This window comes from Ectopseudomonas toyotomiensis (assembly GCF_017167985.1).
GTDB classification, from domain to species: Bacteria; Pseudomonadota; Gammaproteobacteria; order Pseudomonadales; family Pseudomonadaceae; genus Aquipseudomonas; species Aquipseudomonas toyotomiensis.
In genome coordinates, this window is the sequence record NZ_CP070505.1 from 207,742 (window position 1) to 222,557 (window position 14,816).

Here is a 14,816-nt window from a genome sequence, read left to right on the forward strand (position 1 = left end):
TCAACGCAGCTTCTTGATACGTTCGCTGGGGCTGATCACGTCGGTCAGGCGAATGCCGAACTTCTCGTTGACCACCACCACTTCGCCATGGGCGATCAACGTGCCGTTGACCAGCACGTCGAGCGGTTCACCGGCCAGACGATCCAGCTCGATCACCGAGCCCTGATTGAGCTGCAACAGGTTGCGGATAGTGATATCGGTGTTGCCCACTTCCATGGAGATGGACACTGGAATATCCAGAATCACGTCCAGATTGGGCCCATCCAGATTGACCGGCAGGTTGCTGGGAGACGGCGCGCTGCCGAACTCTTCCATCGGTGCACGCGGCGCTGCAGGTTGTGCCGCCTGAGCGGAACCGGCCAGCATGGCATCGATGTCGTCCTGATCTGCATCACCTGCCTCGGCCAGCGCCGCAGCCCATTCATCGGCCAGTGCCTGCTCCTCGGGGGAGGTGTTCTCTTCGTCTGCCATCGTCGTTCCTCGCCTGGCTTCTGCTATTCGTTCGCTTCGGGCCCAACGGCCCTATGGAGTTGCCAGCGCCTCAGCGTTGGCGTTCGATTGGTTCCAGTACCTGCAGGGCCAGATTGCCCTTGTGCGCACCGAGTTTGACCTTGAAGGTCGGCACGCCGTTGGCGCGCATGACCACGTTGTCCGGCAATTCCACGGGGATCACATCACCCGGCTGCATATGCAGGATGTCGCGCAGCTTCAGTTGGCGACGGGCCACGGTGGCGGCCAGCGGCACGCTGACGTCGAGGATGTCCTCGCGCAGGGCCTTGATCCAGCGTTCGTCCTGGTCGTCGACATCGGACTGAAAGCCAGCATCGAGCATCTCGCGGATCGGCTCGATCATCGAATACGGCATGGTGATGTGCAGGTCGCCGCCGCCGCCGTCCAGTTCGATGTGGAAGGTGGACACGACGACCACCTCGCTCGGGCTGACGATATTGGCCAGCGCCGGGTTGACCTCGGAGTTGACGTACTCGAAGTTGATGTCCATCACCGCGTGCCAGGCTTCGCGCAGGTCGACGAAGGCCTGGTCGAGCACCATGCGCACCACGCGCAGCTCGGTGGGGGTGAATTCACGGCCTTCGATCTTGGCATGGCGCCCATCGCCACCGAAGAAGTTGTCCACCAGCTTGAACACCAGCTTGGCGTCAAGGATGAACAGACCGGTGCCACGCAGCGGCTTCATCTTCACCAGGTTGAGACTGGTCGGCACGTACAGCGAATGCACGTATTCGCCGAATTTCATCACCTGCACGCCACCGACGGCAACGTCAGCCGAGCGGCGCAACAGGTTGAACATGCTGATACGGGTGTAGCGGGCGAAGCGCTCGTTGATCATCTCCAGCGTCGGCATGCGCCCACGGACGATACGATCCTGACTGGTCAGGTCATATTGCTTGACGCTCCCGGGCTCCGCGGCGTCCTCGGTCTCGACCAGGCCGTCATCGACGCCATGCAACAGCGCATCGATCTCGTCCTGGGAAAGCAGGTCTTGCACGGCCATCTTCGGCTCCCGCTACTGCAACACGAAATTGGTGAACAGCACCTGCTCGACCACGGTGCTGCCGGTTTCTTTCTGCGCGAGCTCCTGCACGCTGGCCAGCGCCTGCTGCAGAAGCATTTCCTTGCCCAGCGGGGTTTGCAGCGCGGCAAAATCCTGACCGGACAGCAGCATCACCAGACGGTTGCGCAATACCGGCATATGCACCTTGAGCTTTTCCATGCCGGCGGTATCGCGGCTCATCAAGGCCATGCTGACCTGCAGGTAGCGGGTACGATTCTGGTGATTGAAATTGACCACGAAGGCCGGCATCAGATCCTGGTAGATGGCCGGCTGACGCACTGGCGCCGCCGGTGCCGCGGCTTCTGCCGGCTTGGCCTCCTCGCTCTTGTCGCCCTTGCTGAGAATGAACCAGGTACCGCCCACGGAAAGGCCAACGGCCAGCAGCAGGCCCACCACGATCAGAATGATGAGTTTGAGCTTGCTCTTGCCGGCGGGTTGTCCGTCGGCAGTCGGTGCCGCTTCTTTCTTAGCCATGCCAATAATCCGTCAGTACCTACGTTCTTTCCGCATTCAAAGGGTTAAGAGCAAGTGTTATGCCAGCATATGAGCAGACTTGTCTAACTCTGGGCTGCGGATTTAACAGCTCCAGCTGCCTGCTGTCACCCAAAATGCATTCGCCCGAGCACCTTTCGGCAACCCGGGCGAATGCAAGTCTAGCGGAGGAACACCGATCGTCGGGCATTGCCCAGTGTCGATACAGGCTTAACTGCCACTCACGCGTAGTAGTCGACCAGCCCACGGCCAGCGGTCAAGCGCTCGCTACGCACTTCCTGATGGACACCAGGCTGCAACTCGTCACTGGCAAGCAGATCATCACGCGAGCCGGAACCACCGCGCCCGCCCTCGCCCTGCCCCTGCCAGCCACGGTTAAGCGACTGATCGGAGACGTTGGCATCCGCCAGGTTCATGCCTTGCTGCGCGAACAGCTCACGCAGACGATGCATCTGCCCTTCCAGCGCTTCACGCACCCCGGCATTGGGGCTGGCGAACGTCACCTGCGCCTGATCCTGCGACAGGTTTACGCGCACTTCGAGACGCCCAAGATCTGCAGGGTCCAGCTGAATTTCGGCCGACTTGAGGTTCTGGCTGGAAAGCCACATGACACGATCCACCACCGCCTCACTCCAGCCGCCCTGTTGCATGGCGACCGGCTGACCGGGTACCAGTGGCAGGCGTTGCGCGGCGCCAGCCTGATGATTGAGCGCCTGCGTCAGCGCATTGAGCTTGCTGACGAACTGATCGGGTCGAGTGGGCTGAGCGCTGTCCTTGAGACTCTCCAGGGCGTCCTTGGGCAGACTTTCAAGCGGCAGGTCCAGGGTCGATTCTTCAGTGCTCGCGCCTGACTCCTCGCCTTTGCCCATGGCTGCCATGGCTGCGGCAAAGTCCGTGCTGGTCGCCACACGCGCGCTCTTGATCGCGGCATCCTGCGGGGCCTGGGCCTTGATTGCCTCTTCCTCCGGCTGTTTGAGCAGCGCCAACGGGTCGAGCGCCTCCTCCTCCAGTACTGGCTCGGCATTCTCAGCGGCATCGCTGTTGGCGCCGGTAATCTCCAGCGCCGGCAGTGCCGACGACTCCTCGGTTAGCGGAGCATCGTCTACCTGAGCCTGGATACCGCCCAGCGCCATTGCCAGCAACGGATCGAGCTCTTCTGCAGCGCCCTCCGGCGTCGGCAAGGAATTGCCGGGGGCGGCAACCGCAGGCTGCTCGGCGGCAGTTGAAGCGGCATCGGGCTCCCCTGCTGATGACGCAGACTTCTGTTCCTGGCTGGTTTTGTCGGTACTGCCAGCGCGCTCGCCAGGCTTGGCCTGACGCTCCTTGGCATATACCTCGGCAAAGCTGGAAGCACCGTTCTTGCTGGGTTCCGGCGCTTTGGCCGGCTGCTTCGCTTTGCTCTTCACCTCAGGCGTAGCCTGCAGGCGTAGGTCGGGCAACGCGGACATGGACGCTCTCCGTCTGATGGGTCGTGACAGGATCAGAGCAAAGGGCGGGCCAACTCGTGAAAGGCGTCAGACGCGATAGCGCTGACGCTCGGATTTGAACAGGATGCGGACGATGGCGAACTCGCGCTCGATCTGCTCGATCAGGGCTGGAGCCGGCTCCAGGGCCTCGCGCCGCCCCGCGTCCTCGAGCTCCTTGCACAAGCTGGCCAGAAGCACCGCTCCCATGTTGCTGCAGCTGCCCTTGAAGCTGTGCGCAGCCAGGCGCAGGCCCTGCGCATCACCTTCGGTCGCAGCCACATGCAGCAGACGCAGACGCTCCTCGGAATCGGCCACGAAGGTATCGAGCAGAATCGGGTATTCGTCCTCCATGACGTCCTGCAGGGCCGCCAGGACGGCTTCGTCGAGATGGATATCGGACACCGGGTCACTCCCTGAACAACAGCGTCGCATTATGCCTCAGAGGACCAGCAAAACTCCACGCTGACTCCCTGGCCAACCGGGGCAATCTGGAAACCGTCGCTGAGCTGACGAACCAGGGCAAGACCGCGACCACACAGGGCTTCGTCACCAAGCGCCATGACGGTGACCGGATCGAATCCGGGACCACTGTCCTCGACCCGGACGATCAGTCGCCCTCCCCCTTCTTCCGGCAGCATCTGCAAATGAAATCGTACATAGCCATCCTGCAAGGACGCCAGACGTAGACGGCGCTCCCGATAATATTCGGCAAAGCCACTGGCATCCTGCTTGAGCGAGGAATCCAGCCCCATTACCCCATGCTCCAGGGCATTGGAATAGAGCTCGGCGAGCACGGTATACAGCTCGCCCCCACGCGGCCGCAGCGCCCGCACGTCTAGCAGCAGCTGCAGCAAAAATGGCAGCGGGTTGAAGTGACGCAGGCTCAGCGCTCGAAACTCGAAACTGGCCGACCAATCCATCACGCTGCTCTGACCGCTGTCGGCAAAGGCCAGTGGGCGAGGATGCTCGTCGTCTTCGGCCAAGCCGACCTGAACCATGCTGACGTCATCTTGTTGCTCGCCGCGGAACGCCGCCAGCGCCAGCTGGATTTCCTCGAACAACGCCTGCGGTTGACGATTGGCGTCCAGAAGCTCGAGCAGGCGCGCCTCGCCGAATAGCTGGCCTTGCTGGTCACTGGCCTCGAGCACGCCATCACTGAGCAGGAAAATACGATCTCCCGGCGCCAGCGGATAGACCTCACAGCGATCACTGAACGCCGCTGGTTCGAGGATTCCAAGGGGCAGATGGCGTGACACCAATGACTGACGCGGGCGACCATCGCCATGTAGCAGGTAGCCATCTGGCAACCCACCGCTCCACACCTCGAGCAAGCCGCGCTTGCTGCTGATATTGAGCACGGTGGCGCAGCAGAAAACGCCCACCGGAAGGATGCGCTTGAGCTTGGCGTTGATCTCGCGAAGGATCTCCGCAAGGGCATGACCTTTGGCCGTCATGCCGTAGAACACCTCGGCCAGCGGCATCGCGCCAATAGCCGCCGGCAAACCATGACCAGTGAAATCGCCCAGCATCACGTGCATGCCGCCAGACGGTTTGTACGCCGCCAGCAGCAAATCACCATTGAACAGCGCGTAGGGCGACTGCATGTAACGGATGTTTGGCGCATCCAGGCAGCCGGAATGCGCCACCTTGTCGAATACCGCCTTGGCCACACGTTGCTCGTGCAGCAGATGCTCGTTGTGCTGGGCGATCAGGTCGCGCTGTTGCAATACCGTGTCGTGCAGACGGCGCAGACGATCCATCGCCCCGATCTTGGCCTCGAGTATCACCCGGTTATAGGGCTTGGCGAGAAAGTCGTCGCCGCCAGCCTCAAGACAACGCACCAGCGCTTCGCCCTCGGTCAACGACGTGAGGAAGATGATCGGCACCAGCGCCTCGCCGGCCTGATCCTTGATCCGCCGCGCCGCCTCGAAACCATCCATCACCGGCATCAGCGCATCCATCAGCACCAGATGCGGACGCTCCTGCTCGAACAGGGCCACCGCCTCCAGGCCATTGCTGGCGGTCAATACGCGGTGGCCCTGACGACTGACGATGGTGGACAACAGCATGCGGTCGGCCGCGTTGTCCTCGGCGATCAGAATCGCAAGTCGGTCAGGCATGCTCAGCTGATCTTGAACAACTGCTCGAAGTTGGAGATGGCGAGGATCTTGCGCACGTCACTGCTGCAGTTGAGCAGGCTGATCTGCGCCGAATCGCCGCCAGCATGGTCACGCAACAGCAGCAGCATGCCCAGTGCCGAACTGTCCAGATAGCTGGTGTCGCGCAGGTCGACCTGATAACGCTTGGGTGTCTGATTGACACGCTCATAGGCGTCACGAAATTCCTGGTGGGAGGCGAAGTCGAAGCGTCCTCGAATCACAATGGTCAGCTCTTGCCCGTCGGCCGAGGGCTGCGAGGTAATGGCCATGTCTACTCCTTTGTCGAGACTCTGCCAGATAGGGCAATTCACGTTTGAAGGTGTAGCATCTGGTCGGCGACGAAACAACCTCTATTCAGGGTTCACCACGGTCGATCAGGCGTTGCGCCAGCTCGTCGAGCAGTTTCTGTTCGCGCTTGTCCTCGGCCAATCGGGCTTCGTCAATGTAGCGCTGGACCAGTTTGCGCAGTCCCTCGAGACGCGCATAGCGTTGCTGCCAAACGGCGCGCACCTTTTCCAGATTGGCGCGATGCCACTCCAGACTTTGCTGCTGTTGGCCGACCGCCGTCTCCAGCTGCGACAGAAAGCGCTGGTAGTTCATCAGCCACTGGCCGGAAACGCCCTTGCTGCCCTCGCTGATCCACTGCTGCTGGTAGTCGCCACGGAAACGTTCCAGCTCACCCAGCTTGGCTTCGGCCTGGCCGACCAGTCCCTGGCAATGCCCGAGCTGGCGCGCGGCCTCGCGCTCGGCCTTTTCTGCCATCTCGACGACCGGCTGCAGACGCTTTGCGCGACTGAGACTCATCGATGCACGACCTCAGCGATGACGAGAAATATCCTGATCAACGCCATCATTGCCCCAGCACGGCAGCCAGTTGCTCACGGCTCTGCGGCATGCCCACACTTTCATCCAGCCCCTGACGCAGGTACTGAGCCATGACCGGCTGGCGGGCGATGGCCTGATCGGTATCCGCGTCGCCGCCCGGAACATAGGCACCCACACTGATCAGATCGCGACTCTGTTGATAGCGCGACCACAACTGCTTGAATCGCTGCGCCTGCTTGAGCTGCTCGGGCGGCACCACTTGCGGCATGACCCGACTGATCGAGGATTCGATATCGATCGCGGGATAGTGCCCCTCCTCGGCCAAACGGCGTGACAGAACAAAGTGCCCGTCAAGCACACCGCGCGCGGCATCGGCGATGGGGTCCTGCTGGTCATCGCCCTCGCTCAGCACGGTGTAGAACGCGGTGATCGAACCGCCGCCGGCCTCGGCATTGCCGGCACGCTCGACCAGCTTGGGCAACTTGGCGAACACCGATGGCGGGTAGCCCTTGGTCGCTGGTGGCTCACCGATAGCCAGAGCGATTTCACGCTGGGCCTGGGCATAGCGTGTCAGCGAATCCATCAGCAGCAGAACGTTCTTGCCCTTGTCACGGAAGTACTCGGCGATGCGTGTGCAGTACTGCGCCGCACGTAAACGCATCAGCGGCGCTTCATCGGCCGGCGAAGCCACGACCACGGAACGCTTGAGACCCTCTTCGCCGAGGATCTCGTCAATGAACTCCTTGACCTCACGCCCGCGCTCACCGATCAACCCAACCACGATGATCTCGGCCTCGGTAAAACGCGTCATCATGCCCAGCAGCACCGACTTGCCCACACCGGTGCCGGCGAACAAGCCCAGACGCTGACCACGGCCAACGGTGAGCAGACCGTTGATCGAGCGAATGCCGACGTCCAATGGCTGGCTGATGGGGTCGCGGTTGAGCGGGTTGATGGTCGGGCCATCCACCGGCACCCAGTCCTCGGCCTTCATCCCGCCCTTGCCATCCAGGGCGCGACCGGTGCCGTCGAGCACCCGGCCAAGCATGGACATGCCCATGGGCAAGCGGCCGGCATCGGGCAACGGCACCACGCGCGCGCCAGGCGCAATACCCGCCAGACTGCCCGCCGGCATCAGGTAGATCTTGCCTCCGGAGAAGCCCATCACCTCGGCCTCGACCTGAACCGGGTGGTAGCTGTCTTCGTTGATGACCAGGCAGCGGCTGCCTATGGCCGCGCGCAGCCCTTCGGCCTCCAGGGTGAGACCGACCATACGCAGCAGGCGGCCTTCGAGTATGGGCTGGCTGGGCAGGCTGATCACATCGCTGTAGCCCTCCAGGCGCCGGGCGAAGCTCACGCGATCAACGCGCATCGTCGCGGTCCAGATCCAGATTGATATCCGCTTCCGGCGGCTGAGTGCTCTGCGCGCGCTGCTGCTCGAACAATTGCTTGAGTGCCTGCGCCATGCGCGTCTCGACGCTGGCGTCGATCTGGCTATGCTCCGACTCGATACGGCACCCACCTGGCAGCAGGCTGTCGTCCTCGAGGATGCGCCAGCTTTCCTCATGACGCTCGCGCAGTGCCTTGATCGCCTCGAAGTCCTGGGGGTTGACCTGGATACGCACGTTGCCCGCCCCCATCGGCAGCAGCTTGAGCGCTTCGCGCAACACCTGGCGAATCTGACTGGAGTCGGTGCTCAGTTCGCGCTGGATCACCTCGCGCACCATATGACTGACCAGACGCACCATGGCCACTTCCATTTGCTGGTCCTGCTCGGCAATCGGATCGAGCAACTGCGTCATGAGCTTTTCCAGGCTGCCGACCTTCAGCGCCAAGGCCGCATCGGCCTCCTGCTTGGCCTTGATCTGGCCGGCATGAAAGCCGTCCTTTTCGCCGGTGGCGAAGCCTTCGTTGTAGGCATCCTGGCGGATGGCTTCGAGTTCATCGAGCGTCAGAGGTTTGACATCTTCGAGTGCGACCTCTTCGACCTGCGCTGTGTCCTGCGCCTCGACCTCGGCAGAAGGCTGCACCTGTTCATCAGCAGCAGCTTCGGCTTCTTCCGGTTCTTCACCCGGCGCATCGAAGCTGGGCAACGCCCAGCGGTCGAACGTGCCAAGATCCTTGGCGCGAATCAGCTCGCTCTCAGACTCCTTGGCAGCCATGGCTTAAACCATCTCCTCGCCACCCTTGCCGCCAAGCACGATCTCTCCGGCTTCGGCCATACGCCGGGCGATGGTGAGAATTTCCTTCTGCGCCCCTTCGACATCGCTGACGCGCACCGGCCCCTTGGCCTCAAGGTCGTCGCGCAGCAGCTCGGCTGCACGTTTGGACATATTCTTGAAGACCTTGTCCTTGATCGCGTCGTCGGCGCCCTTGAGCGCCAGTACCAGCACCTCGGACGAGACCTCGCGCATCAGCGCCTGGATGCCACGGTCGTCGACATCGGCCAGGTTGTCGAAGACGAACATCAGGTCTTCGATCTGTGTCGACAGGTCTTCGTCCACCTCGCGAATGGAGTCCATCAGTTGACCTTCCACCGAGCTGTCGAGGAAGTTCATGATGTCCGCCGCACGCTTGACGCCGCCCATGGTGGCGCGCGTGGTGTTGGCGCTGCCGGAGAACTGCTTCTCGAGGATCTGGTTGAGTTCCTTGAGTGCGGACGGTTGCACGGTATTGAGCGAGGACACACGCAGGATGATGTCCAGGCGCACCTTGTGGTCGAAATGGCTGAGCACTTCACCGGCCTGGTCCGGATCGAGATAGGCGACGACGATGGCCTGGATCTGCGGATGCTCGTAGCGGATCACATCGGCAACGGCACGCGGCTCCATCCACTTCAGGCTGTCCAGGCCACTGGTGCTGCCGCCAAGCAGGATGCGGTCGATCAGATTACCGGCCTTGTCCTCACCCAACGCAGAGGTGAGCATCTTGCGGATGTAGGCATCGGAACCCACACCGAGGCTGGTCTGGTCACCGACGATATCGACGAACTCGGCCATCACCTGCTCGACCTGCTCGCGATGGATATTGCGCATGCCGGCCATGGCCACACCGACGCGCTGCACTTCCTTCGGCCCGAGGTGACGCAACACCTGTGCGGCATCGGTCTCACCCAGCGAAAGCAGCAGAATCGCAGCCTTGTCGACCTTGTTCAGCTTGGTAGCGGTACGATTGTCACTCATCGGCGTTGATCCACTCTTTGACGACCTGGGCGACGCGGCCAGGATCTTCCGCTACCAGACTCTTGATAGCGTTCAGCTGTGCATCATACCCCTCGCTGGGGCTCGGCAACATGATGCTCTGCGGCCCGCCGAGGCTGACGCGATCGTCGGACAGCTCGCCGTCCAGACCTGCCATTTCGCCCAGTTCCACATCGCCGGAACCTGCCAGCTCCTTGCCCCTGCCGCCGGTGATGTTGTTGAGCACCGGACGCAGCACACCGAACACCAGCACCAGTATGAACAGTACGCCGAGCACCTGCTTGACGATGTCCCAGAACCAGGGCTGGGTGTAGAACGGAATATCGGGGATCTCTTCACCCAGCGAAGCGGTAAAGGCGGTATTGATCACGCTGACGCTGTCGCCGCGGCTGGCATCGAAGCCCACCGAATCCTGGACCAGACGGGTAAAGCGCGCCAGGTCATCGGTCGTCCACGGCACCCGGCTGCTCTCGCCAGTAACCGGATCGACACGTACCTGGTCATCCACCACCACCGCTACCGACAGGCGACGCAGGCGCCCCTGCTGCTGACGGGTGTAGCTGATGGAACGATCCAGCTCGAAGTTGCGGGTCGACTGCTCACGCTTGTCTGCCGGATACGGCGCCAGCATCGGCTGGCCGGTTACCGGGTCCATGATCTGCTGACCATTGGCGTCGACCAGCGGCTGACCCGCAGCAACCGGGCCGGCCGGGGCGGCAGCGCCTGCAGCCTGCTCTGGCGCGGCAGCCGGACCAGGTGGCTGGTTGGACAACGCACCCGGCACGCCCTGCGGCGGCAGGCTGCTCTGACGCTGTTCGTTGACCTGTTGCTCGCTGCGCAGCGCGGGCTGATCCGGATTGAACATTTCGGAGGTGGACTCAACCGAGCTGAAATCCACGTCAGCCGAGACTTCCGCCTTGTAGCGACCAGTGCCCAGCACCGGCTGCAGAATGTTGTGCACGCGCTGAGTGAACAGCGTTTCCACGCGACGGGTGTAGTCGAACTGCTTGCCAGCCATGGTCAGCTCGGACAGCTCCTGCTGATCGGAGAGCAGATTGCCCTTCTGGTCGACCACCGTGACCTGGCCCTTGTCCAACTCGGGCACGCTGGTCGCCACCAGGTTGACGATCGCCATGACCTGGCTGGGCTCCAATGCGCGCCCCGGATAGAGTTCGACCAGCACCGAGGCAGACGGCTTGCGTTCGTCACGCACGAACACCGAAGCCTTGGGCATGGCCAGGTGCACACGCGCCGCCTTGACGTTATTGAGGCTGGCCACCGTACGTGCCAACTCGCCCTCGAGACCGCGGCGATAGCGGGTCGCCTCCATGAACTGGCTGGTGCCCAGGCCCTGCTCACGGTCGAGAATTTCGAAACCGACGCTGTTGTCGGTGGGCGCCACGCCAGCAGCCGCGAGGCGCATGCGCGCACGCGCCAGATCGTCAGCTTTCACCAGTAGCGCGCCTGAGTTGGGCTCGATGGTGTAATCGATGCCGGAAGTGGTCAGGGTATCGACCACCTGAGAGGCATCCATACCGTTGAGGCTGCCATACAGCGGACGATAGTCCGGTTGCTGCGACCAGAGCACCACGGCAAAACCGATCGCCACGCTGGCAGCCAGACCGACCAACAGGCCGAGCTGACGCAGCACCGACATCTCCGCGAGGTTTTCCAGGAAGCTAAGGCCCAGCAGGGGCTTCTTCGGCTCACCTGGCTCGGCCTTGGCCGGTACATTTGCTACTGCTGCTTCAGCCATGAATCAACCCTCAGACCGGCATCTGCATGATGTCTTGATACGCCTGGACCAGCTTGTTACGCACCTGGGTCATGGCCTGGAAGGATACGCTGGCTTTCTGCGAGGCGATCATTACGTCGGTCAGGTCGACCCCGCTCTGCCCCATCTCGAAAGCGGTCGCCAGTTTATTGGAAGCCTGCTGGGTCTCGTTGACCTTGTTCACCGCCTGGCCGAGCATTTCCGAGAAACTCGGCGCCCCTTGCACTGGCTCGCTCACTGCAGGTTTCTGACGCGCCATGGCCTCAGCCTGCATGGAACGCATTTCCAGCATCAAGCGATTGAATTCGACACCTTGGCTCATGACTTCCTCCACTGCCCGCTTTTTGACACTAGCGGCGCTATGCAGGGGTATTTGCAACAAGAGTGCCAAAAGAGCAGCCACAGGCTACAAGCTTCAGGCAGCAAGGAGAGGCAGCCCGAAAACGGACCTCTCGAAGGGTGAAGCGAAGACAGCAAACCAGGCGCACAGAAGTGGCCCGGCTTGCCCAAGAAGGTAGGACTCTGGCAGAGCCGGATCAGCTGGCGTACAGATAAGCCTCGACATCCATCCCGGCATCACGCATCTGCGCCAGCTTGTAGCGTAGAGTGCGCGGGCTTATGCCCAGGCGCTCGGCGGCTTCCTTACGACGACCGCGCTCGGCACGCAGGGTGTCGATGATGACCTGAAACTCGCGACGACGAAGATCCTCCCCCAGCGCGCCGGCATCGACCGCACTCGGCGACTCGACCGGTTGCGCCATTGGCGGCGCAACGCTCGGCACCACGGCCAGACGCGGTGCCGTACCCTGCACCGATTGGCCGATGGGCGCATGCAGGCACAGATCCTGCGCCTGAATCACCCCTCCCTGCTGCAGGATCAATGCGCGTTGAATGGCGTTGTCCAGTTCGCGCACATTGCCCGGCCACTGATGCTGTACCAGGCTCTGCGCGGCCGACTCGGACAGACGCACCGGCACCTGATTCATTTTTTTGACGTGCTTGGCCAGCAGTCGTTCGGCCAGCGGCAGAATGTCGGCAGGCCGCTCACGCAGCGGTCGCCAGGCCAGAGGAAATACCGACAGACGATAATAGAGATCCTCACGGAAGCGCCCCGCCGCCACCTCACCGGCCAAATCACGGTTGCTAGTGGCCAGCACGCGAATATCCAGGTTGATCGGTTTTCGCGCCCCGACCCGCTCTACCTCCCGTTCCTGCAACACACGCAACAATTTGGCCTGCAGCCCCAGCGGCATTTCGGAAATCTCGTCGAGCAGAATGGTGCCGCCATCAGCCAGCTCGAACTTGCCTGGCTGCGCGTTGACCGCACCGGTGAATGCGCCCTTCTCATGCCCGAACAAGGTGGCCTCGAGCATGTTGTCGGGAATCGCCGCACAGTTGATGGCGATAAAAGGCCCGGAGGCGCGCGGTGACTGCTGATGGATATAACGCGCCAGCACTTCCTTACCGGTGCCGGACTCGCCGGTGATCATCACCGTCGAATCACTCTGCGCCACTCGGGACGCCAGCTCCAGCAGCTGCACGCTGGCCGGCTCGAGCGCCACCGGACCGTCACGATCTCCTGCCGTCAGTTTTCCGAGTGCATGTCTGGCCACCAGCTCCAGCAACGTGCGCGGCTCGAACGGTTTGACCAGGTAATCGGCCGCCCCCTGGCGAATCGCATCCACCGCCCGCTCCACCGCGCCGAAGGCCGTCATCAGCAATACCGGCAGTTGCGGATAACGACCACGAATCTGCGCCAGCAGTTGATGACCATCCATGCCCGGCATGTTGACGTCACTGACCACCAGCCCGAACGGCTCTTCGGTCAACGCGACCAACGCCGCCTCGGCGCAATCGACCGCCCGATAATCATGCCCGCCCAGGCACAGGGTATCGGCCAGGGCTTCGCGCAGCGCGCGATCGTCTTCAACCAGCAGGACTTTGGCAGCCATGGGTTACTCCTGATTCGAGTGAGACGCTGCACCTTGCAGCGGCAGAGAAACGATGGCGCAGGTACCACGACCCGCACGCGATTGCAGCAGCAGCCGGCCCTGATGAGCACGGGCCACTGCCTTGACCACCGCCAGGCCGAGGCCGGTTCCGGTAGTCTTGGTGGTGAAGAAGGGCTCGCCCAGGCGCGCCAAGGTTTCCCGGCTCATGCCTGGCCCGTTATCGCTGACGCACAGGCGCAGCTGGCTGTCGCGGCGATAGAGATGAACCTTCAGACGCGCATCACGTCCGGCAGCCTGAATGGCGTTGTCGATCAGATTGAGGACGGTGCCGACCAGCGTGTCGCGATTGCACAGCAGCTCGCCGTCACGCACATCGCACTGCCAGCGCACAGCCATATCGCCCATATGCGCATCGGCAGCCGCACGTAGCGCGTCGAACAGGACTGACGGCGACAGGCGATCCGGCAACGGCAGCTCGCCCCGCGCGAAGATCAACATGTCACGCACCTGGTTTTCCAACTCGTGCAGCCGCTCCTTCAAGCGCCCGGCGAAGCGCTGCTGCTGTTCGGCCGGCAGTACCTGCTCGTTCAGGTGGCTTGCATAAAGCAGCGCAGCGGAGAGTGGCGTACGGATCTGATGCGCGAGAGAGGCGACCATGCGCCCCAGCGCCGATAGACGCTCATGGCGAGAGAGCTGATCCTGCAGGCGACGGGTTTCCGTCAGGTCGGTCAGCAGCACCAACTGCCCCGGTTCCCCGTGCAGAGAACGGGTGGCAATGGACAGACGGCGGCCGTCGCGCATGGAGATTTCGTGACCATCGTCTTCGCGCGGCGCAAAGTTGCGAGCAATCACCTGGCGCCAGAGCATACCCACCAGTGGCTGGCCGAGCAGCGCACGCGCGACTGGGTTGGCCTCGCGCACGACGCCCTGACCGTCGATGACGATCACACCACCAGGCAGCAGATCCAGCAGGCTTTGCAGGCGATGGGCCAGACGTTCCTTCTCCGCCAGTTCCTGCATACGCTGAGCACTGACCAGTGCCAGTTGCCCCTTCAGCTCATTGACCCGCGCTTCCAGCAAGCTGTAGGACTCGCTGAGCTGATTGGACATCTGATTGAACAGGGCAAAGGCCTGCTCCAGTCCTGCACGGCTGGCTTGTTCGAGCGGTGCCGGAACGCCTGGCTCGGCTGACTCGGTAGGACGACGGTTGGCTTCCATCTGCTTCTCTCATACGACGCACCGTCAGAAGACGGTCGGATACAAGAGCTTTAGCAATCTCCGTGCCTAATTTTTTCTATTTATTTATCAAGCACTTGAAAAAACAAAGCCGGAGCTCGCGTCAAAGCTCCGGCTTTCGGGTCAGCAATTACTCGTA

15 protein-coding genes are annotated in these 14,816 nt (G+C 62.3%); all 15 read right to left on the minus strand.

From position 1 onward, the window contains the following. The gene (gene fliN, locus JWV26_RS00970; RefSeq protein ID WP_017679169.1) at positions 1–471 is read right to left on the minus strand and encodes a flagellar motor switch protein FliN; all 471 of its coding nucleotides are present in this window, start codon (positions 469–471) and stop codon (positions 1–3) included. A 70-nt stretch (positions 472–541) separates the two neighbouring features. Further along, the gene (gene fliM / locus JWV26_RS00975; protein ID WP_017679168.1) at positions 542–1,513 is read right to left on the minus strand and encodes a flagellar motor switch protein FliM; all 972 of its coding nucleotides are present in this window, start codon (positions 1,511–1,513) and stop codon (positions 542–544) included. Between the two features lie 12 nt (positions 1,514–1,525). Further along, a complete protein-coding gene (gene fliL / locus JWV26_RS00980; RefSeq protein WP_017679167.1) occupies positions 1,526–2,047 on the minus strand; it encodes a flagellar basal body-associated protein FliL in 522 nt (173 codons plus the stop codon). A gap of 239 nt (positions 2,048–2,286) precedes the next feature. Continuing rightward, the gene (locus JWV26_RS00985; protein WP_206418182.1) at positions 2,287–3,513 is read right to left on the minus strand and encodes a flagellar hook-length control protein FliK; all 1,227 of its coding nucleotides are present in this window, start codon (positions 3,511–3,513) and stop codon (positions 2,287–2,289) included. 66 nt (positions 3,514–3,579) lie between these two features. Continuing rightward, positions 3,580–3,933: an Hpt domain-containing protein gene (locus tag JWV26_RS00990; protein ID WP_017679165.1), complete on the minus strand. Its 354-nt coding sequence runs from the start codon at positions 3,931–3,933 to the stop codon at positions 3,580–3,582. 29 nt (positions 3,934–3,962) lie between these two features. Further along, a complete protein-coding gene (locus JWV26_RS00995; protein ID WP_072425682.1) occupies positions 3,963–5,651 on the minus strand; it encodes an ATP-binding SpoIIE family protein phosphatase in 1,689 nt (562 codons plus the stop codon). A 2-nt stretch (positions 5,652–5,653) separates the two neighbouring features. Continuing rightward, positions 5,654–5,959, minus strand: a complete 306-nt coding sequence (locus JWV26_RS01000; RefSeq protein WP_074916098.1) for an STAS domain-containing protein — start codon at positions 5,957–5,959, stop codon at positions 5,654–5,656. An 85-nt stretch (positions 5,960–6,044) separates the two neighbouring features. Then, positions 6,045–6,494 carry a flagellar export protein FliJ gene (gene fliJ / locus JWV26_RS01005; protein ID WP_021489636.1) on the minus strand — a complete coding sequence of 150 codons (450 nt, stop codon included), beginning with the start codon at positions 6,492–6,494 and terminating at the stop codon, positions 6,045–6,047. A 46-nt stretch (positions 6,495–6,540) separates the two neighbouring features. After that, entirely contained in the window at positions 6,541–7,887 is a 1,347-nt protein-coding gene (gene fliI / locus JWV26_RS01010) for a flagellar protein export ATPase FliI (RefSeq protein ID WP_079783407.1), read from the minus strand. Continuing rightward, positions 7,877–8,677 carry a flagellar assembly protein FliH gene (fliH, locus tag JWV26_RS01015; protein ID WP_074916100.1) on the minus strand — a complete coding sequence of 267 codons (801 nt, stop codon included), beginning with the start codon at positions 8,675–8,677 and terminating at the stop codon, positions 7,877–7,879. Before fliH ends, fliI begins: the two co-directional genes overlap by 11 nt. Positions 8,678–8,680: 3 nt before the next feature. Then, positions 8,681–9,697, minus strand: coding sequence for a flagellar motor switch protein FliG (gene fliG / locus JWV26_RS01020; protein WP_072425685.1), 1,017 nt, complete (start codon positions 9,695–9,697; stop codon positions 8,681–8,683). Beyond that, positions 9,690–11,471, minus strand: coding sequence for a flagellar basal-body MS-ring/collar protein FliF (gene fliF / locus JWV26_RS01025; RefSeq protein WP_093050868.1), 1,782 nt, complete (start codon positions 11,469–11,471; stop codon positions 9,690–9,692). Before fliF ends, fliG begins: the two co-directional genes overlap by 8 nt. A 10-nt stretch (positions 11,472–11,481) precedes the next feature. Continuing rightward, on the minus strand, positions 11,482–11,811 hold the full coding sequence (gene fliE / locus JWV26_RS01030) for a flagellar hook-basal body complex protein FliE (protein WP_017679158.1): 330 nt from the start codon (positions 11,809–11,811) through the stop codon (positions 11,482–11,484). 214 nt (positions 11,812–12,025) lie between these two features. Continuing rightward, entirely contained in the window at positions 12,026–13,441 is a 1,416-nt protein-coding gene (fleR, locus tag JWV26_RS01035; protein ID WP_093050865.1) for a sigma-54-dependent response regulator transcription factor FleR, read from the minus strand. Between the two features lie 3 nt (positions 13,442–13,444). Continuing rightward, positions 13,445–14,659 carry a sensor histidine kinase gene (locus JWV26_RS01040; RefSeq protein ID WP_206418183.1) on the minus strand — a complete coding sequence of 405 codons (1,215 nt, stop codon included), beginning with the start codon at positions 14,657–14,659 and terminating at the stop codon, positions 13,445–13,447. Positions 14,660–14,816 lie beyond the last annotated feature (157 nt).

What these genes read in the sequence shown, in the direction of transcription:
- JWV26_RS00995 (WP_072425682.1), bottom strand. Translation starts at nt 5,651, where the DNA reads ATGCCTGACCGACTTGCGATTCTGATCGCCGAGGACAACGCGGCCGAC.
- JWV26_RS01000 (WP_074916098.1), bottom strand. Translation starts at nt 5,959, where the DNA reads ATGGCCATTACCTCGCAGCCCTCGGCCGACGGGCAAGAGCTGACCATT.
- fliM (WP_017679168.1), bottom strand. Translation starts at nt 1,513, where the DNA reads ATGGCCGTGCAAGACCTGCTTTCCCAGGACGAGATCGATGCGCTGTTG.
- fliN (WP_017679169.1), bottom strand. Translation starts at nt 471, where the DNA reads ATGGCAGACGAAGAGAACACCTCCCCCGAGGAGCAGGCACTGGCCGAT.
- fliH (WP_074916100.1), bottom strand. Translation starts at nt 8,677, where the DNA reads ATGGCTGCCAAGGAGTCTGAGAGCGAGCTGATTCGCGCCAAGGATCTT.
- fliF (WP_093050868.1), bottom strand. Translation starts at nt 11,471, where the DNA reads ATGGCTGAAGCAGCAGTAGCAAATGTACCGGCCAAGGCCGAGCCAGGT.
- fliI (WP_079783407.1), bottom strand. Translation starts at nt 7,887, where the DNA reads ATGCGCGTTGATCGCGTGAGCTTCGCCCGGCGCCTGGAGGGCTACAGC.
- fliJ (WP_021489636.1), bottom strand. Translation starts at nt 6,494, where the DNA reads ATGAGTCTCAGTCGCGCAAAGCGTCTGCAGCCGGTCGTCGAGATGGCA.
- fliL (WP_017679167.1), bottom strand. Translation starts at nt 2,047, where the DNA reads ATGGCTAAGAAAGAAGCGGCACCGACTGCCGACGGACAACCCGCCGGC.
- JWV26_RS00985 (WP_206418182.1), bottom strand. Translation starts at nt 3,513, where the DNA reads ATGTCCGCGTTGCCCGACCTACGCCTGCAGGCTACGCCTGAGGTGAAG.
- JWV26_RS01040 (WP_206418183.1), bottom strand. Translation starts at nt 14,659, where the DNA reads ATGGAAGCCAACCGTCGTCCTACCGAGTCAGCCGAGCCAGGCGTTCCG.
- fliG (WP_072425685.1), bottom strand. Translation starts at nt 9,697, where the DNA reads ATGAGTGACAATCGTACCGCTACCAAGCTGAACAAGGTCGACAAGGCT.
- fliE (WP_017679158.1), bottom strand. Translation starts at nt 11,811, where the DNA reads ATGAGCCAAGGTGTCGAATTCAATCGCTTGATGCTGGAAATGCGTTCC.
- fleR (WP_093050865.1), bottom strand. Translation starts at nt 13,441, where the DNA reads ATGGCTGCCAAAGTCCTGCTGGTTGAAGACGATCGCGCGCTGCGCGAA.